This window comes from Bradyrhizobium cenepequi (assembly GCF_020329485.1).
In the GTDB taxonomy this organism is placed as follows: domain Bacteria; phylum Pseudomonadota; class Alphaproteobacteria; order Rhizobiales; family Xanthobacteraceae; genus Bradyrhizobium; species Bradyrhizobium cenepequi.
Genome location: NZ_JAGKJI010000002.1, coordinates 328,822 through 355,422 on the forward strand (window position 1 = coordinate 328,822; position 26,601 = coordinate 355,422).

Here is a 26,601-nt window from a genome sequence, read left to right on the forward strand (position 1 = left end):
CCGTTGCCGCCAGCGTTTCAAAGATGCGCCACCTCGGCAAGGGGCGGAGAATGCTGTGAGATATGCCGTCAGGCCATGAACGCAGCCCTGTCCATGCATAGCAAAATCGGTGCATGCTGTGCGGTAACCACACAATCTGCAGGGACGGGGAGCGAAGCATGGCGCTGATGGAAGTTGGACTGGACGACAAGTACCGGTTGGACGTCAAACGCATCTTCCTTTCCGGTACCCAGGCGCTGGTCCGCCTTCCCATGTTGCAGCGCGAACGCGATCGCGCGCAGGGACTCAACACCGCGGGTTTCATCTCCGGCTATCGCGGCTCGCCGCTCGGCATGTACGACCACACGTTGTGGCGGGCGAAATCTTTCCTCAAGCAGCATGACATCGCCTTCGTGCCTGGCCTCAATGAGGATCTGGCCGCGACCGCGGTATGGGGCAGCCAGCAGGTCGGCATGTTTCCGGGCGCCAAGGTCGATGGCGTGTTCGGCATCTGGTACGGCAAGGGCCCCGGCGTCGATCGCTCGCTCGATGCGCTGAAGCATGCCAATTCGGCCGGCACCTCGAAGAACGGCGGCGTGATCGCGCTCGCCGGCGACGACCATGGCTGCCAGTCCTCGACGCTGGCGCATCAGAGCGAGCAGGTGTTCGCCGCCGCGCTGATGCCGGTCGTCAATCCCGCGACGCTCCAAGACTATCTCGACCTCGGCATCCTCGGTTTTGCCCTCTCGCGCTATAGCGGCTGCTGGGTCGGCTTCAAGGCCATCTCCGAGACGGTGGAGAGCTCGGCCTCGATCATCAGCGATCCCGACCGCATCCGCATCATCACGCCCGATGATTTCGAGATGCCGCCGGATGGCCTCTCCATCCGCTGGCCGGACGCGCCACTGGACCAGGAGCGGCGCCTGCACGGCCCTAAGATGGCGGCGGTCTCGGCGTTTGCCCGCGCCAACCGTTTCGACCGCATCGTGCTCGATTCCAGGCCGGCGCGGCTCGGCATCATGGCGACCGGCAAGGCCTATCTCGATCTGCGCCAGGCGCTCGCCGAACTCGGCATATCAGATGCCGAGGCGCAGGCGCTCGGCCTTCGCATTTACAAGGTTGCGCTGACCTGGCCGCTCGAGGAAGCCGGCGCCCGCGCCTTCGCAGAGGGCCTGCAGGATGTGCTCGTGGTCGAGGAGAAGCGCGGCTTCATCGAGGAGCAGCTCATCCGCATCCTCTACAATGTCGATGCGTCGAAACGTCCGTCGGTGGTCGGCAAGCGCGACGAGAGCGGCGCGGTGCTGCTGCCGAGCGAGGGCGAGTTGACGCCGACCATGGTCGCCGCCGCCGTTGTCGCGCGGCTGCGCAAGCTCGGCCATCGCAGCCCGATGCTAGAGCAGCGGCTAGCCAAGCTCGAAGCCTTCGACCGCCCGGCCGAGGGCATCGGCGCGGCCAAGCTGCAGCGCACGCCCTATTTCTGTTCGGGCTGCCCGCACAACACCTCGACCAAGATCCCGGAAGGCAGCCGCGCCATGGCCGGCATCGGCTGCCACGGCATGGCGCTGTCGATTCCTGCGCGCCGCACCGCGACCATCTCGCATATGGGCGCGGAAGGCGTGGCCTGGATCGGGCAGGCGCCATTCACGGAGGAGAAGCACGTCTTCCAGAATCTCGGCGACGGCACCTACACACATTCCGGCCTGCTGGCGCTGCGCGCGGCCGCTGCCGCCGGCGTCAACATCACCTACAAGATCCTCTATAACGACGCGGTCGCGATGACCGGCGGCCAGCCCGCCGAGGGCAGCTTCACGGTGTCGCAGATCGCGCATCAGGTCGCCGCCGAAGGCACCAGGCGCATCGCCATCGTCTCCGACGACCCGACAAAATACCCGGCCAACTATTTCCCCGCCGGCGCCACCGTGCACCACCGCCGCGAGCTCGATGGCGTGCAGCGCGAGCTGCGCGACATCGCCGGCCTCACGGTCCTGATCTACGACCAGACCTGCGCCGCGGAGAAGCGCCGCCGCCGCAAGCGCGGGCTCTATCCCGATCCGCCCAAGCGCGTCTTTATCAACGAGCGCGTCTGCGAGGGTTGCGGCGACTGCTCGGTGCAGTCGAACTGCGTCTCGGTGCAGCCTCTCGAGACCGAGCTCGGCCGCAAGCGCCGCATCGACCAGAGTAACTGCAACAAGGATTTCTCCTGCATCGAGGGTTTCTGCCCGAGCTTCGTCACCGTCCATGACGCCAAGCTCCGCAAGGCCGACCGCGCCGCTGCCGATCCGTCGGCGCTGTTTGCGGACCTGCCGACGCCGAAGCCGCAGGCGCTTTCCAGCTCCTACAACATCCTCGTCACCGGCATCGGCGGCACCGGCGTCATCACCATCGGCGCGCTGCTCGGCATGGCCGCGCATGTCGACGGGCTGGCGTGCTCGACGCTCGACTTCACCGGCCTGTCGCAGAAGAACGGCGCGGTCATGAGCCATGTCCGCCTTGCGCCTGGCGCCAAAGACCTCGCCAGCGTCCGCATCGCCGCCGGCGGCGCCAATCTGATCCTCGGCTGCGATATCGTGGTCGCGACCAGCGTCGCCGCGCTGAGCCGGGCCGAGCGCGGTGTCACGCGCGCGATCGTCAACGCCGACCTGCTGCCGACCGCAAGCTTCGTGATGAACCCCGACCTCGATTTCGAGGCGGGCGCGATGCGCGATGCGCTGAGCGAAGCCGTCACCTCGTCCGATCTCGACATCCTCGATGCCACCGGGCTTGCCAGCGCGCTGATGGGCGACAGCATCGCTACCAACGCCTTCCTGCTCGGCTTCGCCTTCCAGCGCGGCGCGGTGCCGCTGTCGCTGGAGGCGCTGATGAAGGCGATCGAGCTCAATGACGCCGCGGTCGAGATGAACAAGATGGCTTTCTCCTGGGGCCGCCTCGCCGCGCATGATCTCGCGCGCGTCGTCAGCGCCGCGGGCTTCAAGACATCGAGCGCGGCGCCGGCAAGGCGCACGCTGGATGAGATCACCGCCTTCTGCGCCAAATTCCTCACCGATTATCAGGACGAGGCCTATTCGCAGCGCTACCTCGCCGACGTCGCTCGGGTGCGCGCCGCCGAGACCGCGGCTGCTCCCGGCTCGCATGAACTGACGGAAGCGTTTGCAAAAGGCCTATTCAAGCTGATGGCCTACAAGGACGAGTACGAGGTCGCGCGGCTCTATACTGATGGCGAGTTCGCGAGGGCGTTGAAGGAGCAGTTCGACGGCGAGCCCGGCCTGAAGGTGTTGCTCGCCCCGCCGCTGTTCGCCCGCCGCGACAAGGTCACCGGGCATCTGCAGAAGCGCGAGTTCGGGCCCTGGGTGTTCAGCGCGTTCAAGTTGCTGGCGCGGCTGAAGCGCTTGCGTGGCAGCGCGCTCGACATCTTCGGCTACACGGCAGAGCGGCGGATGGAGCGGGCACTACCGGGCGACTATTCGGCGATGATCCTGGGCCATCTCGACAAGAAGCCGCTCGATCTGCCGCGGCTGGTGGCGCTGGCAAAGGCCGCCGAGCTGGTGCGCGGCTACGGCCACGTCAAGGAAGCCAACGTCGCCCGCTACCGCCAGGAATGCCAGCGGTTAGAGGCCGCGCTTCAAGCCCCGGTCGCGCAGGCCGCTGAATAGGTTCCCTCCGTGGCGGTCCCTGGGCCGTGGGAAGCAATCTGCGGCCATAGCTTCGCTGATCGGTAACCGTGCCCGCAGGATCGGCTGGAATTGTCCGGCCGGCCTCCTACATGATGGGCATGTTCCATTTTGAGTCATTTCGGAGGCGTTCGGTGATCTCCAGAAATGTAGTTTTTGCCGCCGTTGGTACCGCCGCCCTGGTCCTCAGCACCCCGGCGCTGGCGGACGAGTACCGGCCCGGCGACTATTTCAATCTCGATCTCTCCAAGGCCGTGCTGTCGCCCAAGCGCCTCGGTCCGCCTACTGAGTTCGCCCGGGTTCCCGTCGAGGCCAAGAGCGATCCCAGTGATGCGGCGCGCGTGGTCGCGGAACCGAAGCCGGTGCAAACGACGAAGGTCAGGGCGGCGCATGCCGCGCCTGCGCCGCAGCGGTCGGCGCGCACCGAGCGTCGCGCTCACGCCCGCGCCTGGCTTGCTCGCCGCCACGTCAACCCCCTCGACGCCCAGGCCCGCGACACCCGTATCCAGACCTGGCCCTGCCGCTCCGGCGGCATCTGCAACTGGCGCTGATCGCGCTCACGACTGAAAGTCTCCTCGCGACAGAAGACCCTCATCCTGAGGAGCGCGGAACGCGCGTCTCGAAGGATGAGGCCCCGATCTCACAGCGGGGCCATTCATCCTTCGAGACGGCGCTTCGCGCCTCCTCAGGATGAGGAGATAGAGTTGAGTCCGCTGTTCCGTTACTTCTGGTCCACGTTCTGTCGCCTCCGCCAAACGCAGGAGTCATCCGCCTGTCGTAAAACCGTAAGTCGGGAGTCAAGCAGCGCAGGCAACCTCCGTCGCGATTCGACGGAGGTCCTGCCCAATGGCGATCACCACGCGCGCCAGGCGCGGTCTGACCCGGCGCCAGTTGCTGATCCGTTCAGCTTCGACCGCAGCGCTTGCAACTCTCGACACTCTCGCAAAACCCTATCTCAGCCGCGCCGCCGATCGACCGCAGCTTCAATGCGGCATTCAATCGGGCGACGTCTCGAGCGATGCCGCGGTGATCTGGTCGCGCGCCGATCGGGCCGCGCGGATGCAGGTGGAATGCGCGGCTGATGAGAATTTCAAAACCATCCTTCGTACTGCTTCGACCGAAGCGTTGCCTTCCGCCGACTTCACCGCAGAGCTCCTGCTCGAAGGCCCGCCGCCGGGACAGGACATCTTCTATCGCGTCCGCTTCGAATCGTCCGACGGACTTGCGGGCGAGGCGAGCACCGGCCGTTTCCGCACGGCGCCGGTGACGCGCCGATTGATCTCCTTCGTCTGGTCCGGCGACACCGTGGGGCAGGGGTGGGGCATCGATCCCTCCCGCGGCGGCCTGCGCAGCTACCGCACTATGCTGGAAAACCGTCCCGACTTCTTCATCCATTCCGGCGACCACATCTATGCCGATTGTCCGGTGCCGTCAGAGTTGACGCTGCCGGACGGCACGCTCTGGCGCAACATCGTCACCGAGGAGAAGTCGGTCGTTGCCAAGAGTCTCGAGCAGTTTCGCGGCAACTACAAATACAATTGGTGTGATGCGAACTTCCGCGCTTTCCACGCGGAGGTGCCGATGTTCGCGCAATGGGACGACCACGAGGTTTGCGACGACTGGTCGCCGACCGGCAGCGCTGATGAGACCGGCTATGCCGAGGACGGCAGTTCGCTGCTTGTGGCGCGGGCGCGCCAAGCATTCCACGAATTCATGCCCATGCGCGCTATTCCCGCGCAGGATGGCCGCGTCTATCGCAAGATCGCCTACGGTCCGCTGCTCGACGTATTCCTGATCGACATGCGCTCTTACCGCGACTCCACCTGGAACAACGGCGATGATCGCGACTGCTTCATCCTCGGCAAGGCGCAGTTGGCCTGGTTGAAGCGCGAGCTTGTTGCGTCCAGCGCCACCTGGAAGGTGATCGCCGCGGACTTGCCGATAGGCCTCATCAGCCTGGATGCGGTCGCGCTCGGTGACGGTCCGCCGGAGCGGCGCGAGCACGAGATCGCCGATCTCCTGTGCTTTATGAAGCGTGCCGGCATCCGCAACACGGTCTGGCTCACCGCCGACATGCACTACACCGCGGCCCATCATTACGATCCGAACCGCGCGGTATTCCCAGATTTCGAGCCGTTCTGGGAATTCGTCTCCGGTCCGCTGCACGCCGGCACCTGGTCACCCGGCGTGCTCGACAACACCTTCGGCCCGAAAGCGATGTACCAGAAAGGTTGCAGCCCAGAGCAGGGCGACAATCTTGCTCCATGCTTCAGCCTGCAATTCTTCGGCCGCGTCGACATCGATGGCGAAAGCGAAGTCATGACGGTGACGCTGAAGGACGTGCACAACCACGACCTCTGGTCGGTCAACATCGAGCCACGGACGGATGCGCGGCCCGACGAGATCATGGCCCGGCATATTTGACTCCATCCGCGCGTGTCTCGGTCAGCCGCAAACCACCGCTGTCATTCCGGGGCGCGCAAAGCGCGAGCCCGGAATCCATTCGTCCATTTGCGCAGGTGGTGATATGGATTCCGGGCTCATCGCTTCGCGATGCCCCGGAATGACGGAGGAAAATTCGCCAGCAATTCCAAAGTGATTTGGCCTGTCCAGTCAGCCTGCGAAAAACATTCCGCTTCCGTCGTCGGGCAAATCAGTGATTTAACTCCGCGCGTCTCACCCGAATGAGGGGCGGCTCGCGATCGTCACGAACGTTGCGGTGGGATGCGGTGGACGCGGGTGTTGCGACTGACGAGCGTGGCTATCCGTGGACGGCGAAGTCGTGTGGTTCTGGCGCCCCGACGCTGGCGCTAAGTCTTGCAGAGATGATCTGTCAGGCGACGGTGGCAAGAAAGCCCGGTCACCGGGAAGAGCACGAAGTAAGCCGTAAACCACTGCGCAGGGAAAGCCGGTGTTGCTCCGGTTGACCTGTGGTCCTACCCCCGTGCTTTTTGTTGCACGGGGCCCACGGGTGCAACCGGCACCCGGCTTTCCCTGCGCCCTCTACTCAATAAGAGGGTGGAAAGTGATGCAAAGCTCGGGCGCAAAGCGCTGCGAGAATGCGGACTCACATCCCCTCCGCTGTTTGAAATTTTAATCCGCTCTCTCCCCGCGTCGTCTCGGCCTTGAGCCGGTACCCATAACCACAGGACTTTGTGATGTGCTCCGCTGCAACCGCTTGCTCCCGCCACAACAGCTCCCTGTGGTTATGGGTCCCGGCTTTCGCGGGGACGACATCGTAGCCGTAGGGGTGGGCAAAGCGGAGCGTGCCCACCATCGCGAGCGCGGCGCTGGATGGTGGGCACGGCGCAAGCGCGCCTTTGCCCACCCTGCGCAACCGCTTCCTCACGCCACAACACACATCGGTGGTTATGAGTTTTCCGCTTTCGCAGGGACGACAGTCGTAGGATGGGTAGAGCGAAAGCGAAACCCATCATTTGCGCGGCTCGCTCCATCGCGATGGGTTTCGCTGCGCTCTACCCATCCTACGCAGCGCGGCCCTACACCTCTGTTCAGCATGCGATGATGAATGCGTTCAGCGCTGCGCGCGCTCGATATTGCTGCTCCTCGTCGGCACACCGAATTCGCGCCGGCAGACTTCGGCGAGCACCGCCACGCCTTCGCGGATCTCTTGATGCGAGGGGCTGGCGAAGCACAGCCGCAGCCGGCTGCCGGACCAGGCCTTGTTGGTCGACCATTCCGGCCCCGGATTGATGGAGACCCCGGCGGCGAGCGCCGCCTGGTAGAGCTTGAGCGTATCGACATGATCCGGAAGCTTGACCCACAGGAAGATGCCGCCCTTCGGCTCCTCGAATTCCGCCACGGTGCCGAACTGCTCGTTCAGCGCCTCCATCAGCGTATCGAGCTTCTTGCGCAGGCCGCGGGTCAGCTCCGGCACGTGGGTCGCAAAATGCGACGCGCAATATTCGGCGAGCACCATCTGCTCCAGCGCGCCGGAGCCTGCATCGGTCTTCAGCGCCAGCATCCGCGACATCACCTTCCAGGGCGCGACGATGAAGCCGACGCGCAAGGCCGGCGCGATCGATTTCGAGAACGAACCGATATGGATCACGCCGCCATGCTGGCTCATCGCGTAGATCGCGGGCGGGCGCTTGCCGCTCCAGGTGAGGTCGGCGTAGCAATCATCCTCGAAGATCGGCACGCCATAGTCGCGCGACAGCTTCAGCATCTCGGCGCGGCGGCTCTCGGGCAGGATCGTGCCGGTCGGGTTCTGCACGGTCGGGATGGTGTAGATATATTTCGGCGTGATGCCGCGCCGCTTGTGGTCGGCGAGCGCGGCCGCCAGCGCATCGATCCGGATGCCGTCCTGGTCGAGGGGGATGCCGACCGTATTGACGCCGAGCCGCGTGAGCCGGTTCAACGAGCCCTGATAGGTCTCCTGCTCGATAAGCACGGTGTCGCCCTTCGCAAGCAGCGTGTGGTTGACGAGGTCGAGCGCCTGCAGCGAGCCGGAGACGATCAATATGTCATCGGCCGTGCACTTGATGCCGGCATCGCGCTTGAGCTTCTGGCCAAGGAATTCGCGCAAGGGCCGATACCCTTGAGGGCCATGGGCGAGGTTGTAGGTCGCGAGCGCCTTGCCCTCGCGCTTCAACACCGCATTGACCGCCTCGATCAGCCCATCGACCGGAACCCCGTCCGGATCATTGTTGCCGCCGACAAAACTGTATTTGGCAAGCCCGGTCCACTTTGCGGCCGGTGCCGGCAGGCCGGCGGGCAACAGCGCCGTGAAATCGAATTGGGTTGAAGCGGACATGGACATTCACTCCCGTGTTGTTGTCGTTGAGAAGGCCAAAACCTTCCGGCTCTTTATGTCTGCCAAAATCGCGAAAAATAGGCTAAGGGCGCAGATGTGACAGATTGCTCGTTTGACCCCCGTGCTTGGGTCTCTAGGTTGCGACGAGGAGAAGCCCCAAGACATGCATGAACTTATTGGAGATATTACTCTAAGCATCCTGTTCGCCTGGGTGCTTGGCCTGTTAGCTCATTTCTCCCGGCAGCCCCTGATTCTGGCCTACCTTATCGCCGGGTTTTTGATTGGTCCATTCGGCACGGCCTGGGTCAAGTCCCAGGAATCGATCAGCGTCATCTCCGAACTCGGCCTGATCTTCATGCTGTTCATGATCGGGCTCGAGATCGACCTGAAGAAGATCGTTCGCGCCGGCAAGGTGATCCTGTTCGCGGCCGGCGGCCAGCTGTTGGGCGGCTGCCTGCTCGGCATCCTGTTTTTTGTCGGAATCGGGCTGTCGATGGGCGGCGGCGGCAAGTTCGACGCGCTTTATCTTTGCGTCGCCTGTGCGCTGTCCTCGACCGTGATCATCGTCAAGGTGCTCTATGAGAAGCACGAACTCGACACGCTGCCCGGCCGCATCACGCTGGGCGTGCTGGTGCTGCAGGATATCTTTGCGATCCTGTTCCTTGCGGTGCAGCCGAGCCTCGACAACCTCCAGGTCGGCGTCATCCTGCTTTCGATCCTGCGCGTCGGCGTGCTGGTGGCAACGGCGCTGGTGCTGAGCCGCTACGTGCTGCCGCGGCTGTTCCAGCAGATCGCCCGGCGCCCGGAACTGATCCTATTGGGCGCGCTCGCCTGGTGCTTCCTGATCGGCGAGGTTGCAGAACGCCTGCACCTGTCGCGCGAGATGGGCTCGCTGGTCGCCGGGGTGTCGCTGTCGACCTTCCCGTATGCGCTCGACGTCACCGCCAAGGTCACCACCCTCCGCGATTTCTTCATCACGCTGTTCTTCGTGGCGCTCGGGATGACCATTCCGGTTCCCGGCCTCTCCGTGATCGGGCTCGCGCTGCTGATCGCGGCGTTCACCGTGGTGAGCCGCCTGGTCACGACATTCACGCCGCTCTATCTGATGAAGCAGGGGCTGCGCGCCAGCCTGCTGCCGGCGATCAACCTGGCGCAGATCTCGGAATTCTCGCTGGTGGTGATCCAGACCGGCGTTGCCGCCGGGCACATCTCCACGGCGACGTCGAGCGCGGTCTCCTTCGCTTTCGTCGTGCTGGCGGTGCTCAGCACCTTCGTGATGACCAAGAGCGGTGAGGTCACCCGTTCCCTGATCGGGCCGTTGAAGCGGATCGGGCTCCATGACCTCGACCAGGCGCAGCTTGCGGAAGGGAGCGACCAGGAGGGTGGCCATGGCGAGAGCCGCCGGATCGTCATCCTCGGCTTTTTCCGCGCCGCCAGCGCCCTGCTCAGCCAAATCGAGCGGCAGAACGAGGCGCTCATGGAGCAGATCAGCGTCATTGACTTCAACCCGCTGGTGTTCAGGACCTTGAAAGACCGCGGCCTGCAGGTGATCTATGGTGATATCAGCAATGTCGATACGCTGGTGCATGCCGGCATCGGCAAGGCCGAGATCATCATCCTGAGCGTGCCGGATTCGCTCCTGGTCGGCGCCAACAACGAGAAGCTGGTGCGCCATGTCCGGAGCCTCAATCCGACTGCCAAGATCGTCGCGACTGCCGATTTTCTGGCCGACGTGAACGATCTGTACGCCGCTGGGGCGGACTACGTGACGGTGACGCGGATCAGTGACGCGAGGGAGCTGTTCTCGGTGATCGAAGCGGCGGAGGCCGGTCTCCTTGCAGAGAAGCGCGCCGAGATGGATGCGCAACTCGCCGAGCGGCGCGAGGTGTTGCCCTAGATGCAGAGCGGAACGCCTCCTGGCATACCTGCTGGCCTGAGGATTGATGCTGGCGCGGGCTGCCGGTTCCGGCTAATGCACTGCCAGCAAGAAGCGAGATTTTGAGACATGGCCGATACGATCCAGGAAGTGTTGCAAGCCTTTGCCAGGGGTGAACTCGTCGTCGTCACCGATGACGACGACCGGGAAGGCGAGGGCGATCTGATTGTCGCAGCCTCGCTCTGTACCCCCGAGAAGATGGCCTTCATCATCCGCCACACCTCCGGTATCGTCTGTGCGCCGATCACGACCGACGATGCGAAGCGGCTGCGGCTCGACCCGATGGTCGCGCACAACGACTCCAGCCACACCACCGCCTTCACCGTCTCGATCGACTACAAGCCCGATGGCGGCACCGGCATTTCAGCGGAAGAGCGCGCTTCCTGCTGCCGCGCGCTGGCCAATCCGAATGCCGGCGCCAATGATTTTGCGCGGCCCGGGCACATCTTTCCGCTGATCGCCCGCGACGGCGGCGTGCTCCTGCGCTCCGGTCATACCGAAGCCGCGGTCGACCTCTGCAAGCTAAGCGGCCTGCCGCCGGTCGGCGTGATCAGCGAATTGATGAACGACGACGGCACGGTGATGAAGGGCGAGCAGGTCGCCCGCTTTGCCGCCGCCAACAACCTCAAGCACGTCACGATCGCCGACCTGATCGCCTATCGCCAGGCCCGCGAGAAGCTGATCGAGCGGGTCGCGACGTTCACGGCCGACAGCCCGATCGGGCCGCTGCAGGGCTATGCCTACCGCTCGCCGTTCGACGAGATCATGCACGCCGCCTTCGTCTATAACGGCATCGGCGATGGCAAGAACGTGCTGACGCGATTGCACAAGCCTAACATCGTCAAGGATCTCTTCACCGGCCAAAGCCGCATGGAAGCGGTCTTGCAGCAGTTCAAGAAGGCCGGCCACGGCGTGCTGGTTTACCTGCGCGACGGCGCCGCCGGTGTTCCCGTGGAGCCCGTTGGTGCGCCGAAGACCGCGGAGGCGGATCGCCACCGGCAATGGCGCGAAGTCGGCGTCGGCGCGCAGATCCTGCGCGATCTCGGCGTCACCTCGATCCGCAATCTCACCTCGTCCGTGCACGACTACAAGGGATTGTCGGGTTTTGGTATCGAGATTGTCTCCAACGAGAAACTCGAAAGCTGACGAAAGTCATTCCGGGGCGCGCGTAGCGTGAACTGGAGGGAACCCAATGCAATTGCGCTTCCACTCACGGCGCTTTACTTTATCGGTCAATTCCGGAACGACGATGCGAAAGGGATTTTCATGAGCGTGCGCCCCCAGGCCAAGGACAAGCCGACAGCGGCTTCTTTCCAGTGGGATGATCCGTTCCTGCTCGATGACCAGCTCACCGAAGACGAACGCATGATCCGCGACACTGCGCGCGCCTATGCGCAGGACAAGCTGCTGCCGCGCGTCATCAACGCCTATCTGGAGGAGAAGACCGATCGCGACATCTTCAGCGAGATGGGCGAACTCGGCCTGATCGGCGTCACGCTGCCGGAGGAATATGGCTGCGCCAATGCGAGCTATGTCGCCTATGGTCTTGTGGCGCGCGAGATCGAGCGGGTCGATTCCGGCTATCGCTCGATGAACTCGGTGCAGTCCTCGCTGGTGATGTATCCGATCTATGCCTATGGCGATGAGAGCCAGCGCAAGAAATATCTGCCCAAGCTCGCCACCGGAGAATGGGTCGGCTGTTTCGGCCTGACCGAGCCGGATGCGGGTTCCGATCCCGGCGGCATGAAGACCCGCGCAGAGGAGGTTTCCGACGGTTACCGGCTGACCGGCAGCAAGATGTGGATTTCGAACGCGCCGATCGCCGACGTCTTCGTGGTGTGGGCGAAGTCGGCCGCGCACGACAACCAGATCCGCGGCTTCGTCCTGGAGAAGGGCATGAAGGGCCTCTCCGCGCCGAAGGTCGGCGGCAAGCTGTCCTTGCGCGCCTCGGTCACGGGCGAGATCGTGCTGGATGGCGTCGTGGTTCCGGAGAGCGCACTGCTGCCCAACGTCTCCGGCCTCAAAGGCCCGTTCGGCTGTCTCAACCGCGCCCGCTACGGCATCTCCTGGGGAGCGATGGGCGCCGCGGAGGACTGCATGCACCGTGCGCGGCAATATACCCTCGATCGCAAGCAGTTCGGCCGCCCGCTTGCCGCGACGCAATTGGTACAGAAGAAGCTTGCCGACATGGAGACCGAGATCGCGCTCGGCCTGCAGGCCTCGCTTCGCGTCGGCCGCCTGATGGACGAGGGCAAGATGGCCCCGGAGATGATCTCCATCGTCAAGCGCAATAATTGCGGCAAGGCGCTCGACATCGCCCGCATGGCGCGCGACATGCACGGCGGCAATGGCATCCAGATCGAGTATCACGTGATGCGCCACGCCGCGAATCTGGAAACCGTCAACACCTACGAGGGCACCCACGACGTGCACGCGCTCATCCTGGGCCGCGCCATCACTGGCATCCAGGCGTTTTCGTAAACCGTCGCGTCGACAGCGTAGGATGGGTAGAGCGAAGCGAAACCCATCTTAACGCCCCGTGCGCCGCGTGATGGGTTTCGCTGCGCTCTACCCATCCTACAAGACCGCATTCCAGGCACCCCCATGGCCGACAACGACGACATCCCGTTCAACCGCGATTTTCCGCTGAGGCCCGGCGTGGTCGACGAAGTCCGCGCCGGCGTGCGGCGCGTCCTCTGCAACAATCCGAGCCCGTTCACCTTCACCGGCACGGTCAGTTACATCGTGGGCAAGGGCAATGTCGCGATCATCGATCCCGGCCCGGATGACGAAGCGCACGCCAGGGCGCTGTTGGATGCCGTGCGAGGTGAGACCGTGACGCACATCCTGGTCACCCACACCCATCGCGACCATTCGCCGAACACCGCGCGGATCAAGCAAGCGACCGGCGCGCCCGTCTATGCCGAGGGCCCGCACCGCGCCTCGCGGCCGCGGTTCGAGAGCGAGAAGCATAATCCGGAGTCCGGTGCCGACCGCGACTTCAAGCCCGATGTCGAGGTCAAGAACGGCGACGTGATCGAGGGTTCCGACTGGGCGCTCGAGGCAGTGGCGACGCCGGGGCACACCGCCAATCACCTCGCATTCGCCTGGCCGGCGCGCGGCATCAATTTCGTCGGCGATCACGTGATGGGCTGGTCGACGTCGATCGTGGCCCCGCCGGACGGATCGATGATCGACTACATGGCGTCGCTGGAACGGTTGGAGCAACGGCCCGAGGAACTCTATTTCTCCGGCCATGGTCCGGAAATTCCGGAAGGCCCGCGCTACGTGCGTTACCTGGCGCGACACCGAAAGGCACGCGAAGCTTCGATCCTGCATCGCCTCGCCAAGGGCGAGGCCGACATTCCGACCATGGTGCGCGCGATCTATATCGGCCTTGATCCGCGGCTAACCGGTGCTGCGGGCTATTCGGTGCTGGCGCATCTGGAGGATCTGGTCGCGCGAGGGATCGTCAAGACCGATGGTGATCCGGTGATCGGGGGGACCTATCGCTTGGCATGAAATGCGAGTGACGGATGAGGGTGCGTAGCCATCACTCGCTTGCTTCGTCGGATAAGGCCTCAGTGGCCCACCAGCGGGCAGCCGCCCTTGTCGAGCGGACGGAACGCCTCGTCGCCGGACACGGTGGCGAGCAGCGTGTAGAGGTCCCATTCGCCCTTGGACTCCGAGGGCTTCTTCACCTCGAACAGGTACATGTCGTGGACCATGCGTCCGTCGATGCGGATCTTGCCGTTCTTGGCGAAGAAATCATTGACCGGCGTCGCCCGCATCTGCGCCATCACCTTCGGCGCCTCGTCGGTGCCGATGGCCTCGATCGCCTTCAAATAATGCATCGTCGCCGAATAGAGCCCGGCCTGGATCATGGTCGGCATGTGCCCGACCTTCTCGTTGAAGCGCTTCGAGAAGGCTCTCGTCTCGTCGTTCATGTCCCAGTAGAACGCGTCGGTGACGATCAGGCCCTGGGTTGCCTGGATGCCCAGCGAATGCGTGTCGGTGATCTCCTGCAGCAGTGCGATCATCTTCTGGCCGCTCTGGGTGAGACCGAACTCGGCGGCCTGCTTCAGCGCGTTGGTGGTGTCGCCGCCGGCGTTCGCAAGCGCCACAACCTTGGCCTTCGAGGCTTGCGCCTGCAGCAGGAAGGAGGAGAAGTCGGAGGTGTTGAGCGGGTGGCGGACTTCGCCGAGCACCTTGCCGCCGCTTTCCTTGACGACATTGGCGGCGTCGCGTTCCAGCGCCATGCCGAACGCATAGTCGGCGGTGACGAAGAACCAGGTATTCTCGCCGCGCTTGACCATCGCCTTGCCGGCGACGTTCGCCAGCGCATAGGTGTCATAGGTCCAGTGCACTGTGTTGGGCGAGCAGGCGACGCCGGTGAGGTCGGACGAGCCGCCGCCGGAATTGATGTTGATCTTGTTCTTCTCGCGCGTCAGCGCCGAGATCGGCAGCGCGACCGAGGAGGTCGGCACGTCGAAGATCGCATCGACCTTGTCGTTGTCATACCAGTTCCTGGCGATGGCGACGCCGACGTCCGGCTTGTTCTGGTGATCGGCGAAGACTAGCTCGACCGGCTTGCCCTTCACCTTGCCGCCGTAATCGGCGACCGCCATCTGCACCGCGGCGACCGAGCCCTTGCCGGTGGCATCGGCGTAGAGGCTGGACATGTCGGTGAGCACGCCGATCTTGACCACGTCATCGGATATCTGGGCATTGGCTGCGCCACCGGCGACAAGCGCGAGACCCGCCGCAAGGGCGGCCGCGAGCGATTTCATCGTTTCTTCTCCCTGGCTTCTTGTTAAGGGCTTTCGTTAACGCCGCCAGTTCTATCCGGTGCCATAGGAGCGGCAAAGCACAAGACTGCGAACAAGACCGCAGGGGAGGTCTGCGCTTCTCCTTCCCCTTGAAAGGGGGAAGGTCGGGATGGGGGGTCGAGCCACAAGCGCAGGTGTACATGTGGAGAGAGGTGATCCCCACCCGGTTTGCGCCGAGGCGCAAACCGACCTCCCCTTTTCAAGGGGAGGTGAACTAAAGCGCCGAGAGCTTGCTGATGGAGACGTCGATTGCGCCCTCGGTTTCCACGATCACTCGCAACGTCTTGGAGTCGAACGCGATGCCGGCGAGCCGCAGGCTCGTGATCTCGGTCGAGACCTTCACGCCATCGTCGTTCTTCTGGTAATCGGCGATCGCGGCGGCGAGCTTCTCGCGGGCGTTGCTCGCGAATGGCTTCAGGTCGATCGTCATCTTCTCCGCAAGCGCGCGCTGTAGCTGCGGCACCGCTGCGCGCGCGGCAGCACCCAATAAGCCAAAGGCTGCTTCGGATTCGACCGCCAGCTCGATATCGGTCAGCCGCACGATCTGTTGCGCCTGGTCCAGCACCGGCCGTCCCCAGACGTGTACGGTGGCCTCGGCGCCGAACCCGAAGAAGCTCTTCTTCTCCTTTGCATTCACCAGCAGCGAGATCAGAAGGCGATCGCCGGATGCCGCCACGCTCGCGTGCTTCACGGTGACGTCGACCGGACCGGAGCCATCCTCGGGGAAAGTCTTGCCGGCGAGCTGCGCCTCCAAAAGCTTCGTCAGTGACACAAATGACATATCGACGGGCATGCCGATGCTGACATGGCCCGGCGTCTGCGGTCCGATCGTGATCGTCGCCGGGAACGGGCAGTCCGGCTTGGTCGGCGCCTCCGTGATCCGGGTCTCGGCTTCGATGCCGAGTGTCAGCGTCACCGCGGAAGCGTCGACACGCGGCTGTGCCGCCAGCGCACGTATCGGGCGAAGCTCCAGCCACAATGGCGGCATGTTGGCGATGGCACCCGCGTCTTGCAGTGGAATCGAGCGGCAGGCTTTCGCCCATTGCGCACGCGCGTTCTGCTCAAACGTTGGATCGTTGCGCATCCGCGTCGATACGGCGGTGAGCTGGTCGGCCACCGTCTTGTCGATCAGCGGCTTGACCTGCGCCGGCACGTTGACGCGTGCGCCTGCGACCGACAGGCCGGTGTCGCCGAGATTGACCTGCCCCTGCAGGTTAGGCTCGATGCGCCAGGTCGCGGCCAGCCGGGGCCGCGAGGTGATGACCACATTGCCCCTGATCTCGGCGTTTGCATTGATCTGCTTGATGTTGATGTCGCCGATCTGCTTGGCGGCATTAGCGCCGAGCAGGCTGCCCAGCGCATCGCCGATCGCGCCCGTCGCCTTCGCCGACAGCGAGCCCTTGACATTCAAGTTGCCTGTCAGCGGTGTCGAGAGCGACAGCACGTCATCCGCGCCGGTCGCCGCAATCGGTCCGCGCGATGCTTGCCAGCCGATATCGGCATTCTGCAGAATCTGCGACACGGGATTGTCGGCCTTGCCGCTGAAATTCTTCGGCGCGCCGCGGTCGGTCGCGTCGCGGATCGCCGACAGCGCAACAGCGACCGGCGCCATCACCACGGAACTACGCGGCGCCGGCGGCAGCGGCGGCAATTCGGCAAGCGGCGGTGCCGGCATAGTGGCGCGCGGCGCCAGCCAGTCCATGGCCTTCAAGCTGATCAGGAACGACGCCGCAACCACCGCAGCGCCGATCAGCATCGTCTTCGGATGCATCGGCAGACGCATCTTCCCCCCGGATCGAGAAGCCCCCGATTCGCTTATTATAGGGAAGCTGAAGGATGCGCCAGTGAGGCGAAGCGGTGTCCGCCTTGCGGCGTTTCCTTGCTGCTCGGCCTGATTTGGCTACGGGACAAAGAAAACGGCCCCGGCCAAGGCCGGAGCCGTTCATCAATTCGTCTCGCAAGGATCAGCGGATGGTCGTGCCGAGATCGGCGCGACGGTCGGTCACCGGCAGCACGATCACCTTGGCTCCGACGTTAACCCGGGAATAGAGGTCGATCACATCCTCGTTGGTGAGCCGCAGGCAGCCGGAGGAGACGTGGGTGCCGATCGTCTCCGGCGCATTGGTGCCGTGGATGCGATAGACGGTGCCGCCGAGATACATGGCGCGGGCGCCGAGCGGGTTGCCGGGACCGCCGGCCATGTGGCGCGGCAGATAGGGCTGGCGAGCGATCATTTCCCGCGGCGGGGTCCAATCCGGCCATTCCGCCTTCTTGGTGACAGTCTGGACGCCGGACCAGGTGAAGCCGTCGCGGCCGACGCCGATGCCATAGCGGATCGCCTTGCCGTTGCCGAGCACGTAATAGAGATAGGTGTGCGGGGTATCGATGATAACAGTGCCGGGCGCCTCGCGCGTCGCGTAATTGACGACCTGGCGGCGCAGGCGCGCGGGCAGTTCGAACCGGCCCTCTCCCTGGGGCGGCGCAGCCTCGACGGGGGGCGGCGGAGCGGCTTCGGTCGGCGGCGTCATGAGGAAGGGGAAGAACGGCAGCGGCGCGGCCGAGCTCGATGCGGAAAAGCCAATGGTGCCAATCGCCAGCGCGCCCAAAGCGGTGGCGGCAAGACGCGCGTTTCGCTTAATGGAATTAAACATTGTCGACCCCTGTCTGACTACGCCCTGTTGCGCCGTTTGTGGTGTGGCGCTTCATTGACGCATCCAATACAGGTGAAGCGTTTCGGGACGTTTGCACGAAATCGCCAAAATGGTTTCGTGGGGGTAAGGAATTGTTTCGTTAAGATTTCGTCGCTGCATTTCGTCGCTGCGTGGCCGGCTGCCCAACCTACGTCCTTGACTCGCCGTTTGCGTCGCAGGCAAAGTGTTGGTGCAATTAGAAGAAAAACAAACGCATCAGGCAGAAAAGGCCTGCTGCGGCAGGGAGTTTAAAAATGAAGCCATTCTTGAAATGGCTCGCAGCCGCGAGCATTCTCGGTCTCGGTATTTCCGCCCAAACCGCTCTAGCCCAGCAACCCATCCGTATAGGTGTGCCGACCTCCATCCAGCTCCAGGTTGGGCGCGATACCCAGAATGCGGCGAAACTGGCCGCCGATGAAATCAACGCCAAGGGTGGCGTGCTCGGCCGCAAGCTCGAGATTGTAGTCGCCGACGAGACCGAGAACCCCGAGCAGGGGATTGCCGCGATCAAGAAGCTCACCGCCGACGACAAGGTCGACGTCCTGATCGGCGGCTACACCTCCGGCGTGACCCTGGCGCAATTGCCGCACATCTCGCGGGCCAAGACCATCTATATCGGCGTCGGCGCCGCGTCGCCCGCGATCACCGCGAAGGTGAAAGCCGACTACGACAATTACAAGTATATTTTCCGCGCCTTCCCGGTCAACGCGGCGCACCAGGCCCGCGCGCTTGTCGACTTCATCAACGGCAAGCTCAAGGGCGACATGAAATACACCAAGATCGCGATCGTCGGCGAGAACGCGAAATGGGTGCAGGACCTGGTGCCGATCCTCAAGAAGGGCGCGATCGACGGTGGCACCGAGGTGAAGCTCGCCGAATTCTTCGACACCTCGACCGCGGACTTCTCGCCGCTGTTCGCCAAGGTCAAGGACAGTGGCGCACAGTACCTGATCGTGATCCTGTCGCACGCCTCCTCGGACGTGTTCGTCAAGCAGTGGCATGACGCGCAGGTGCCGATCCCGATCGGCGGCATCGACGTCAAGAGCCAGGATGCCGACTTCTTCACCCGCGTCGGCGGTAAGGCCAACAGCGAGACGGTGGGCATGTTCGCGATCCGCGCGCCACTGACGCCGAAAACAATTCCGTTCTGGGATGAGTTCGTGAAACGCTACGGCACCGCGCCTGTTTATACCGGCATCGGCGCCTATGATGCAGTCTACGTCTATGCCGACGCGGTCGCCCGCGCCAAGTCGACCGAAGCCGATGCCGTCATCAAGGAGCTCGAAAAGACTGACCATGTCGGTATCGCAGGCAAGCTGGTGTTCGACGAGTTGCATGACGTCAAGACCGGGCCCGGTCTGCAGAATCTCATGTTCGTGCAATGGCAGCCGAACGGCGAGCGCGTCGTCGTCTGGCCGAAGGAATCGGCCACCGGCAAGATGATCGCTCCGCCCTGGATGAGCAACTGATCGCGTCTGTTTTCGCTGGGCGACCGGCCCGCTTTGGTGTGGCCGGTCGACCTTGCGCGGGGACGCGGGCTTCGCGACGTTCTACAGGGATAGCATGCTTGAAATTCTGATCTATGGCGCGGTGTCGAGCGCGATCTACGCCATGCTCGCGGTCGGCTTCACGCTGATCTTCGGTGTGGCCCGGATTCTCAACCTCGCCCATGGCGCGTTCTACGCGCTCGGCGCCTATGCGGCCTATGCCTTCACCAGCCTGTTGCATTGGCCGTTGTTCATCGCAGCGCCGCTGGCGGTGCTGCTGGTCGCGTTGTTCGGCGTGTTGATGGAGCGATTCCTGGTCCGCCCGCTGCGCTATTCGCAGCTCGCGGTCCTGATGATCACGCTCTCGGTGTCGCTTGCGGTCGAGCAGGGGCTGTTCATCACCTTCGGTTCCGAATACCGCAACGTGCCGTCCTTCGTGGCGGACAAGATTTCCATCGGCGGAGTCGACATCGGCGGGCAGCGCCTGCTCACGTTGATCGCGGGCGTGCTGGTGCTCCTCCTGCTGTGGCTGTTCATCCAGCGCACGCGGCTTGGTGCCGCAATTCTCGCGGTGTCGCAGGATCCGGAGGCCGCGCAATATATGGGCATTCCCACCAACCGCATCTTCTCGGTGGTGATGGCGATCTCGGCCGGCACTGCGGCGCTCGCGGGCGTCCTGGTCTCGCCGTTCCTCACGGTCCAGCCGACCATGGGACTATTGCCGATGGTGAAGGCCTTTGCCATCGTCATCGTCGGTGGGCTCGGATCGATCCCGGGCAGCATCCTGGCCGCGCTCCTGCTCGGCTATTCCGAGACCATCGTCGCATACCTGATTTCGTCCTCGTGGACTGAACTGGTGTCGCTGGTCGCCGTCGTCATAACATTGATGATCAAGCCGTCCGGGTTGCTCGGCCGGCGGGCGGCGTTCTGATGAAGCAGCTTTCTATCGTCGATCTTTCCGGCGCCGTCGTCGTCGTGGCGTTGCTGGCGCTCACGCCGGTGCTGCTCAACAGCAACTACTTCACCGGCGTCCTCACCGTCTGCGTGATCTACGCGATCTGGGCGGCGAGCTGGGACTTCATGTCCGGGCTCACGGGGCGGGAGAATTTCGGCCATTCGCTGTTCATCGGCGCCGGCGCCTATACGGCCGGCTTCCTTGCTACGGTCTGGTACGCCAATCCCTGGTACAGCCTGCCGACGGCGGTGGTGGTCGCGATCGCCTTCAGCCTGATTGTCGGCTTTCCGACGCTGCGGCTGCGCGGACCATATTTCGCGCTCGCCATGCTGTCGGCCTCCGCGATCATGCAGCGGCTCTGCCTGATCTTCTGGGAGTATAGCGGCGGCGAGGAAGGGCTCTATGGCCTCGATCCACTGATCCAGTCGCCGCTGCATTACTACTGGTTCGTGCTGGCGATCCTGGTCGCTGCAGTCGCGATCCTCACCGCGCTGGCGCAATCTCATTGGGGGCTCTTGCTGCGCGCAATCCGCGGCGACGAGGCGACCTGCCAGGCCGCCGGCATCAATGTCACCTTCTACAAGATCGCCTCGCTGACGATCAGCGCGGCCTTCGCAGGGCTCGGCGGCGCGCTCTACGCGCACTACCAGCTGCAGGTCAGCCCGCCGCTGTTCTCGGTCGTGGTGTCGATCACGGTGATCATCATGGTCTATGTCGGCGGCATCGGCTCGATCTATGGTCCGGCGCTTGGGGCGATCATGCTGACGCTCTTGACCGAGCTCCTGCGCACGTTCGGCGAATACCGGCTCTGGGTCTATACGCTGACCTTGATGCTGATCCTGTTCCTCCTGCCCAACGGGCTGATCGCACCGCTGTGGCGGCGACTGACGGAGCGCTTCCGATGAGCGTCATCCTCGACGTTAAGGACCTCTCCAAGCGCTTCGGCGGCCTCACGGCCACCAAGAATGTCAGCTTCTCGCTCGAGCCGGGCGAACTCACCGGCATTCTCGGCCCGAACGGCGCCGGCAAGACCACGCTGTTCAACCTGCTCACCGGGTTTATCGCCGCTGACACCGGCAGCGTCCTGTTCGAAGGGCAGGAGTTGCGGGGCCTGGCGCCGCATAAGATCGTCAACCGCGGTGTCGCCCGCACCTTCCAGCTCACGCGTCCGTTCCTCGGCATGACGGTGCTGGAGAATGTCGTCGTCGCCTGCCTGTCGCCGCGGGCGCGCGACGCGCATGACAAGGAGGCGCGTGCGCAGGAGCTGCTCGACCACGTCGGGCTCGGCGCCAAGGCGCGGGAGCCGGTCGAGACGCTGCCCTATGGCGATCTCCGACGGCTGGAGATCGCGCGTGCGCTTGCGACCAAGCCGAACCTCTTGCTGCTCGACGAACCCTTTGCGGGGCTCGGCAGCCGCGAGATCGAGCCGCTGGCGCAATTGATCAAGCGGCTGCACCGCGAGCAGAAGCTGACGATCCTTTTGATCGAGCACAAGCTGCGCGAATTCATGGCGCTGGTCTCTCGCGTCATCGCGATCGATTTCGGCGAGATCATCGCGATTGCGCCGCCGGCCGAGATCGTGCGCAACCCGCGCGTGATCGAGGCCTATATCGGGAAAACGGAGGCCGCCCATGCCTCTGCTTGAAGTCGCAGATCTCAGCGTGCGTTACGGCAAGGCGCTTGCGGTCGAGCAGGTCAGCGTCACCGTCGGCCAGGGCGAGCTGGTCGGTGTGCTCGGCCCGAACGGCGCCGGCAAGACCACGCTCTTGAAGGCGATCTCGCGCGCCATCGGCTCGACGGGCACGCTGAAATTCAAGGGCGAGACGCTGGAGCGGCTGCCGCCCTATGACGTCGTCGCCCGCGGCATCTGCCACTGCCCGGAAGGGCGGCGGCTGTTCCCGGAATTGTCTGTCCTGAAGAACCTGCAGCTCGGCGCCTATCTCCGTAGCAACAAGGCCGAGATCGCCGAAGACCTCGAACGTGTCTTCGCGTTGTTCCCGGTGTTGAAAGAACGCCAGCAGCAGCAATCGAGCACGCTGTCGGGCGGCGAGCAGCAGATGGTGGCGATCGGCCGCGCCATGATGGGGCGCCCGGAATTGCTGCTGCTCGACGAGCCATCGGTCGGCATCGCGCCGCGGCTGAAGGGCTTGATCTTCGATGCCATCGAGAAGATCAGGAAGGACGGCACTGCGATCCTCATCGTCGAGCAGGACGCCACCGCAACCCTGCGCATCGCCGACCGCGTCTATGTGCTCGAGCATGGCCGCACCGTCCGCGAAGGCCGCGCGAAGGAGCTTGCCGGCGACGAATATATCCGTCAGGTGTATCTCGGCGTTTGAGTTCGTAGCTAGCTAGGGCGCGTTTGATGGCCATCGGCCGCTGGTTCTAATACGCCGGCAATGAGCACCGAACCGGAATCGCAGGGACGCATCAACGTTCAGGAAAGCGTGCGCGTCAACAACGTGTCGCTGACGTAACGCGGGCGGTGCTCGGTCCAACAGTTCTTGTGGTCTCAATTGAGACGATATTTTGCGCAAGGCCGTTTTGCGACGGTAGTCTCAGATGCATAAACGGCAGCTCGATCAGGTAGTACGAGACGGTCGAAGCTGCCACGAGGATCGGCAATGCAATGAACGCCGTCACGAGCAGGGCGTGCTCCCAAGACGAAGGCTTCAAGTTCAGCCACACAATCATCCTGACAATTGTAGGCAGCAACAAAATGTGCAGGAGGTAGATAGAATAGCTGACACGACCGACGAAGGCCAGTGCGTGTGAGACAAGAGAGGTGTATGGCAGTGTCCGCAGATGCAAATAACCGATCGTTACGAGAGCATATGCGCCCCCTTCGATCGATGGGATGAAAATCCAAAGTGCGGTCTTGTTTGGCCACGCCTCTCCGTTGAAGTTGAGGAGGCCGCCCTGTGCGTGAAACCACCAAAAAAATGCGGCTGCCAGCACGATGCCTCCCGTGAAGAGGTAGGCGGCATTCTTGGCGGAGAAATCTTTGGCGCTCCGTGATGACAGCGCCAGCGCGGCGATCATGCCAATGAGGAATTGGTCCATCCGGCCGAAGATCGAGTAGTAAGCGACCTGCTGCACGGTGCCGCTTGCGCTCCACACGGCGGCTTTAGTGAGCACGAACGCGAACAAGAGGCCAACCAGATATTTGATGCCGTAACGTCTGAAAAAAATCAGCAGCAGCGGGAGAAGCAAGTAGAACTGACACTCGACCAGAACCGTCCACGCGGGGCCCGCGTAGGAGGGAAGTCCGCCTCGGACGAGTCCCGTCAAGGAAACGATGAGAAGATTCGCTGCGTCCCAATCTGATGCGTAGTACGACAGCAGAACTACAAAAATGAAAAGGGGCGCGATCCTAAGAAACCGATTTCTATAGAACGAAAAGAATCGAGGTTCGCGCGGCGCGTAAATCGTGGTCAGGATAAAACCACTTATCACGCAGAACAGGCTAACGCCTGTATGTCCTTCTTTGAAGATCGAGAGAAAGCCAAAGGCTGACGAAACGTCGTGTGGCCATGCTCGTGTGAGGTGCCAAGCGAGCACCATGAATGCTGCGATAGCCCTCAGATGGTCGAGACGGTCCAGCCTATTGGACGATGAGAACTGATCGTCCGCTCGATGTGTACCCAATTCCATTCCCAATGCTCGTGCCCGCTGGAAGGGCTCCACCATCGACTGGGCGCACCAACTAGCACTACAACTACTCCGAGAACAAGCCCGCGCTAATGCGGGATTGTCGTACACACATACCGTAATCCACACCCAATGCCCGCCACCGGGCAGACGACGATCATCAGCGCCGAGATGCGTGCTGGGGCCGCCGTGAGGCAGCTCAGAAAGTTATCCGTGAGGCGCGATGTAATCGGGCCATGACACTGACGGCGCTCCGTTTCTCACGGGCTTTCAGCAGTGCAAGCTCCGTCCGGCACTCGGTGGTGAATGCTTGAAGCCGCTCCACTGTCAGCTTGTCGAACGCGTTGCTTGCTAGACTAGGGTGGAGCGCAAGCGTAACCCGGCGCCGCTCGTAAATGCGGACGCCAGCGCGCCGGGGTGCGCTTAGCTCCACCCGGGCTACAGGTCATGGCATCGCCTGCATTCGTGGCGCATCGGGCAAGCGATGCCGAGCAGGCGCGGCGTCGGCGACGGCATGGTGGAGCTGATCGAGCGCGAGCCCGATTGCGGAGACTCGCCTTCCTCGATGGCGCCGCGTCGGAGTCGGATCCTTGCTCGTCTCTGACATCGTTCTGTCATGTTGGCCGAAAAAGCGGGGGAGCCGGCCGAAAAAGCTTCCTTACATATCGATGACGTCATACGCCTGAAATATCCATGTCAGAACTTCTGGCCCGAAGAATCATTCATTAACGCTTCGGGTCTTCGAGATGCGGATATTAGTTGCGACCGACGCTTGGCATCCGCAAGTCAACGGCGTGGTGCGCACGCTCACGTCGCTGCAGCGTAGCGCCGCGGCGCTCGGCGCCGAGATCACTTTCCTGACACCGGAAGGGTTTCCTTCTCTGGGCGTGCCGACCTATCCGGGGCTGCGCATGGCGCTGCCGAAGCGGCGCGAGATCGCGCGGCGGATCGAGGCGGCGGAGCCGGAGGCGATCCATATCGCGACCGAAGGTCCGATCGGCTGGGCGGTGCGCGGTTATTGCCTGCGCCGCAAGCTCGCCTTCACGACCTCCTACACGACGCGCTTTCCGGAATATGTGTCGGTTCGTACTGGGCTTCCGGCCAGCGTCGGCTACTGGATCCTGCGCCGCTTCCATGCGGCCGGCGCCATGACGATGGTCGCGACGCCCTCGCTCCGCCAGGAGCTGGCTGAACGCGGCTTCCGCAAGCTCGGCTTCTGGACGCGCGGCGTCGATACCGAGCTGTTCAATCCCGATCATCCGGCCAGGCTCGATCTGCCGCGGCCGATCTTCATGGCCATGGGCCGCGTCGCGGTGGAGAAGAATCTCGAAGCATTCCTGTCGCTGGATCTGCCGGGCACCAAGGTCGTGGTCGGCGATGGGCCGCAGAAGGCGGAGCTCGAACGGAAATATCCGAACGCCGTCTTCCTCGGCGAGAAGACCGGGCGGGACCTCACCTCGCATCTCGCTGCAGCGGACGTGTTCGTGTTCCCGAGTCTCACCGACACGTTTGGCGTGGTTCAGCTCGAAGCGCTGGCCTGCGGCACGCCGGTCGCGGCGTTTCCGGTCACTGGTCCCAAGGACGTGATATCGGATCATCCGATCGGCGCGATCGATGCTGATCTGCGCAGCGCGTGCCTGCGCGCGCTCACGATGTCGCGAGAGGCGTGCCGGAACTTCGCGCTGCAGCGTTCCTGGGAGAATAGTGCGCGGCAATTCATCGGCAATCTCTCCGCGCTGCAGCCAAGCCGGGTGCTGCGTCCGGCGCGCCGCGTCGCCGGCAGGAGTGCGGTGCAAGGTTAATTCAGGCATGATCCGGAAAGGTGGGAAACCGGCTTTCCGAAGAGATCATGCTTCAACAAGAGGAGAGAGCGCGATGACTCTTCGCAGAAGAGTCGGCCCGCTCCAGAACGAGAAGGCGTATCTTCGATGGCAGACAACATCATCAAACTCGACGGAAGCAGCCAGTTGGATTTTGATCGTGAGACGGTCGAGCAGGCTTATGACCGCTGGGCACCGGTCTACGACCTCGTGTTCGGCGGCGTGTTTAGGAAAGGCCGGGCCGCGGCGATCCAGGCCACCAACAAGATCGGCGGCTGCGTGCTTGAGGTCGGCGTCGGCACCGGCATATCGCTGCCGCTCTACGCTCCGCATGTCCGCATCTTCGGCACCGATATTTCGGAAGCGATGCTGGACAAGGCGAAGAAGCGCGTCGCCGAACTCGGCCTGAAGAACATTGAGGGCCTCGCGGTGATGGACGCTGAGAAGCTCGAATTCCCCGACAACTCGTTCGACGTGGTGATGGCGCAATATGTCGTCACCGCGGTGCCGAATCCGGAAGCCGCGCTCGATGAATTCGCGCGTGTGCTGCGTCCGGGCGGCGAGCTGATCATCCTGACCCGCGTCAGCGCCGATACCGGCGTGCGCCGCTTCATCGAGCAGAAGTTGCAGCCGGTCGTGCGTCCGCTCGGCTTCCGCACCGCCGAGTTCGCCTGGTCGCGCTACACCAAGTGGCTTGCCGGCGCCAAGGGCATGGAGCTGGCCGAGCGCCGCCTGATCCCACCGCTCGGCCATTTCTCACTGGTCCGCTTCCGCAAGGCCGAAGTCGCCAAGGCCGCCTAAGTCTTCCC

The 26,601-nt window shown here is 63.5% G+C and carries 19 protein-coding genes; 14 read left to right on the forward strand and 5 right to left on the reverse strand.

Annotated features, from left to right (window positions below; translation table 11 throughout):
- Positions 1 to 158 precede the first annotated feature (158 nt).
- From J6497_RS04855 to J6497_RS04865, 3 genes are all read left to right on the forward strand, one after another.
- Complete coding sequence (locus tag J6497_RS04855; protein ID WP_225703083.1) at positions 159 to 3,629, forward strand: indolepyruvate ferredoxin oxidoreductase family protein; 3,471 nt, start codon at positions 159 to 161, stop codon at positions 3,627 to 3,629.
- A gap of 155 nt (positions 3,630 to 3,784) precedes the next feature.
- Positions 3,785 to 4,198 (forward strand): hypothetical protein, encoded by a 414-nt coding sequence (locus J6497_RS04860; RefSeq protein ID WP_225703230.1) that lies wholly within the window; start codon positions 3,785 to 3,787, stop codon positions 4,196 to 4,198.
- 295 nt (positions 4,199 to 4,493) lie between these two features.
- Positions 4,494 to 6,071: an alkaline phosphatase D family protein gene (locus J6497_RS04865; RefSeq protein ID WP_225703084.1), complete on the forward strand. Its 1,578-nt coding sequence runs from the start codon at positions 4,494 to 4,496 to the stop codon at positions 6,069 to 6,071.
- A gap of 1,111 nt (positions 6,072 to 7,182) precedes the next feature.
- On the opposite strand, the gene J6497_RS04870 is transcribed toward J6497_RS04865, so the two are convergent.
- Complete coding sequence (locus J6497_RS04870) at positions 7,183 to 8,424, reverse strand: aminotransferase-like domain-containing protein (protein WP_225703085.1); 1,242 nt, start codon at positions 8,422 to 8,424, stop codon at positions 7,183 to 7,185.
- A 163-nt stretch (positions 8,425 to 8,587) separates the two neighbouring features.
- Between J6497_RS04870 and J6497_RS04875 the strand changes: the two genes are divergently transcribed.
- The 4 genes from J6497_RS04875 to J6497_RS04890 all read left to right on the forward strand — a co-directional run bounded on the left by J6497_RS04875 (position 8,588) and on the right by J6497_RS04890 (position 13,882).
- Positions 8,588 to 10,321: a cation:proton antiporter domain-containing protein gene (locus tag J6497_RS04875; RefSeq protein WP_225703086.1), complete on the forward strand. Its 1,734-nt coding sequence runs from the start codon at positions 8,588 to 8,590 to the stop codon at positions 10,319 to 10,321.
- Positions 10,322 to 10,429: 108 nt separating this feature from the next.
- Positions 10,430 to 11,506: a 3,4-dihydroxy-2-butanone-4-phosphate synthase gene (ribB, locus tag J6497_RS04880; protein WP_225703087.1), complete on the forward strand. Its 1,077-nt coding sequence runs from the start codon at positions 10,430 to 10,432 to the stop codon at positions 11,504 to 11,506.
- Positions 11,507 to 11,626: 120 nt separating this feature from the next.
- The gene (locus tag J6497_RS04885; RefSeq protein WP_225703088.1) at positions 11,627 to 12,841 is read left to right on the forward strand and encodes an acyl-CoA dehydrogenase; all 1,215 of its coding nucleotides are present in this window, start codon (positions 11,627 to 11,629) and stop codon (positions 12,839 to 12,841) included.
- A gap of 123 nt (positions 12,842 to 12,964) precedes the next feature.
- Positions 12,965 to 13,882 carry an MBL fold metallo-hydrolase gene (locus J6497_RS04890; protein WP_225703089.1) on the forward strand — a complete coding sequence of 306 codons (918 nt, stop codon included), beginning with the start codon at positions 12,965 to 12,967 and terminating at the stop codon, positions 13,880 to 13,882.
- A gap of 59 nt (positions 13,883 to 13,941) precedes the next feature.
- On the opposite strand, the gene J6497_RS04895 is transcribed toward J6497_RS04890, so the two are convergent.
- The 3 genes from J6497_RS04895 to J6497_RS04905 form a co-directional block, all read right to left on the reverse strand.
- Positions 13,942 to 15,150 carry an ABC transporter substrate-binding protein gene (locus J6497_RS04895; protein ID WP_225703090.1) on the reverse strand — a complete coding sequence of 403 codons (1,209 nt, stop codon included), beginning with the start codon at positions 15,148 to 15,150 and terminating at the stop codon, positions 13,942 to 13,944.
- Between the two features lie 253 nt (positions 15,151 to 15,403).
- Positions 15,404 to 16,972, reverse strand: coding sequence for a DUF4403 family protein (locus J6497_RS04900; protein WP_225703091.1), 1,569 nt, complete (start codon positions 16,970 to 16,972; stop codon positions 15,404 to 15,406).
- A 181-nt stretch (positions 16,973 to 17,153) separates the two neighbouring features.
- Positions 17,154 to 17,840, reverse strand: coding sequence for a L,D-transpeptidase (locus J6497_RS04905; protein WP_225703092.1), 687 nt, complete (start codon positions 17,838 to 17,840; stop codon positions 17,154 to 17,156).
- Positions 17,841 to 18,133: 293 nt separating this feature from the next.
- Here J6497_RS04905 and J6497_RS04910 point away from each other — a divergent pair, with 293 nt between their 5' ends.
- From J6497_RS04910 to J6497_RS04930, 5 genes are all read left to right on the forward strand, one after another.
- Entirely contained in the window at positions 18,134 to 19,348 is a 1,215-nt protein-coding gene (locus J6497_RS04910) for an ABC transporter substrate-binding protein (protein WP_225703093.1), read from the forward strand.
- A gap of 94 nt (positions 19,349 to 19,442) precedes the next feature.
- Positions 19,443 to 20,297 carry a branched-chain amino acid ABC transporter permease gene (locus J6497_RS04915; protein WP_225703094.1) on the forward strand — a complete coding sequence of 285 codons (855 nt, stop codon included), beginning with the start codon at positions 19,443 to 19,445 and terminating at the stop codon, positions 20,295 to 20,297.
- A complete protein-coding gene (locus J6497_RS04920; protein ID WP_225703095.1) occupies positions 20,297 to 21,226 on the forward strand; it encodes a branched-chain amino acid ABC transporter permease in 930 nt (309 codons plus the stop codon). The genes J6497_RS04915 and J6497_RS04920 overlap by 1 nt, the downstream gene beginning before the upstream one ends.
- Positions 21,223 to 21,966 (forward strand): ABC transporter ATP-binding protein, encoded by a 744-nt coding sequence (locus tag J6497_RS04925; protein WP_225703096.1) that lies wholly within the window; start codon positions 21,223 to 21,225, stop codon positions 21,964 to 21,966. Before J6497_RS04920 ends, J6497_RS04925 begins: the two co-directional genes overlap by 4 nt.
- The gene (locus J6497_RS04930; RefSeq protein ID WP_225703097.1) at positions 21,953 to 22,660 is read left to right on the forward strand and encodes an ABC transporter ATP-binding protein; all 708 of its coding nucleotides are present in this window, start codon (positions 21,953 to 21,955) and stop codon (positions 22,658 to 22,660) included. The genes J6497_RS04925 and J6497_RS04930 overlap by 14 nt, the downstream gene beginning before the upstream one ends.
- 115 nt (positions 22,661 to 22,775) lie before the next feature.
- On the opposite strand, the gene J6497_RS04935 is transcribed toward J6497_RS04930, so the two are convergent.
- Entirely contained in the window at positions 22,776 to 23,975 is a 1,200-nt protein-coding gene (locus J6497_RS04935; protein WP_225703098.1) for an acyltransferase family protein, read from the reverse strand.
- Between the two features lie 743 nt (positions 23,976 to 24,718).
- Here J6497_RS04935 and J6497_RS04940 point away from each other — a divergent pair.
- On the forward strand, positions 24,719 to 25,774 hold the full coding sequence (locus J6497_RS04940) for a glycosyltransferase family 4 protein (protein ID WP_225703099.1): 1,056 nt from the start codon (positions 24,719 to 24,721) through the stop codon (positions 25,772 to 25,774).
- Between the two features lie 126 nt (positions 25,775 to 25,900).
- Positions 25,901 to 26,593: a class I SAM-dependent methyltransferase gene (locus J6497_RS04945; protein ID WP_225703100.1), complete on the forward strand. Its 693-nt coding sequence runs from the start codon at positions 25,901 to 25,903 to the stop codon at positions 26,591 to 26,593.
- Positions 26,594 to 26,601 lie beyond the last annotated feature (8 nt).

Coding starts and splice junctions, on each gene's coding strand:
- J6497_RS04920 (WP_225703095.1), top strand. CDS start 20,297: ATGAAGCAGCTTTCTATCGTCGATCTTTCCGGCGCCGTCGTCGTCGTG.
- J6497_RS04945 (WP_225703100.1), top strand. CDS start 25,901: ATGGCAGACAACATCATCAAACTCGACGGAAGCAGCCAGTTGGATTTT.
- J6497_RS04935 (WP_225703098.1), bottom strand. CDS start 23,975: ATGGAATTGGGTACACATCGAGCGGACGATCAGTTCTCATCGTCCAAT.
- J6497_RS04870 (WP_225703085.1), bottom strand. CDS start 8,424: ATGTCCGCTTCAACCCAATTCGATTTCACGGCGCTGTTGCCCGCCGGC.
- J6497_RS04930 (WP_225703097.1), top strand. CDS start 21,953: ATGCCTCTGCTTGAAGTCGCAGATCTCAGCGTGCGTTACGGCAAGGCG.
- J6497_RS04910 (WP_225703093.1), top strand. CDS start 18,134: ATGAAGCCATTCTTGAAATGGCTCGCAGCCGCGAGCATTCTCGGTCTC.
- J6497_RS04940 (WP_225703099.1), top strand. CDS start 24,719: ATGCGGATATTAGTTGCGACCGACGCTTGGCATCCGCAAGTCAACGGC.
- J6497_RS04915 (WP_225703094.1), top strand. CDS start 19,443: ATGCTTGAAATTCTGATCTATGGCGCGGTGTCGAGCGCGATCTACGCC.
- J6497_RS04925 (WP_225703096.1), top strand. CDS start 21,223: ATGAGCGTCATCCTCGACGTTAAGGACCTCTCCAAGCGCTTCGGCGGC.
- J6497_RS04885 (WP_225703088.1), top strand. CDS start 11,627: ATGAGCGTGCGCCCCCAGGCCAAGGACAAGCCGACAGCGGCTTCTTTC.
- J6497_RS04890 (WP_225703089.1), top strand. CDS start 12,965: ATGGCCGACAACGACGACATCCCGTTCAACCGCGATTTTCCGCTGAGG.
- J6497_RS04895 (WP_225703090.1), bottom strand. CDS start 15,150: ATGAAATCGCTCGCGGCCGCCCTTGCGGCGGGTCTCGCGCTTGTCGCC.
- J6497_RS04900 (WP_225703091.1), bottom strand. CDS start 16,972: ATGCGTCTGCCGATGCATCCGAAGACGATGCTGATCGGCGCTGCGGTG.
- ribB (WP_225703087.1), top strand. CDS start 10,430: ATGGCCGATACGATCCAGGAAGTGTTGCAAGCCTTTGCCAGGGGTGAA.
- J6497_RS04905 (WP_225703092.1), bottom strand. CDS start 17,840: ATGTTTAATTCCATTAAGCGAAACGCGCGTCTTGCCGCCACCGCTTTG.
- J6497_RS04865 (WP_225703084.1), top strand. CDS start 4,494: ATGGCGATCACCACGCGCGCCAGGCGCGGTCTGACCCGGCGCCAGTTG.
- J6497_RS04875 (WP_225703086.1), top strand. CDS start 8,588: ATGCATGAACTTATTGGAGATATTACTCTAAGCATCCTGTTCGCCTGG.
- J6497_RS04855 (WP_225703083.1), top strand. CDS start 159: ATGGCGCTGATGGAAGTTGGACTGGACGACAAGTACCGGTTGGACGTC.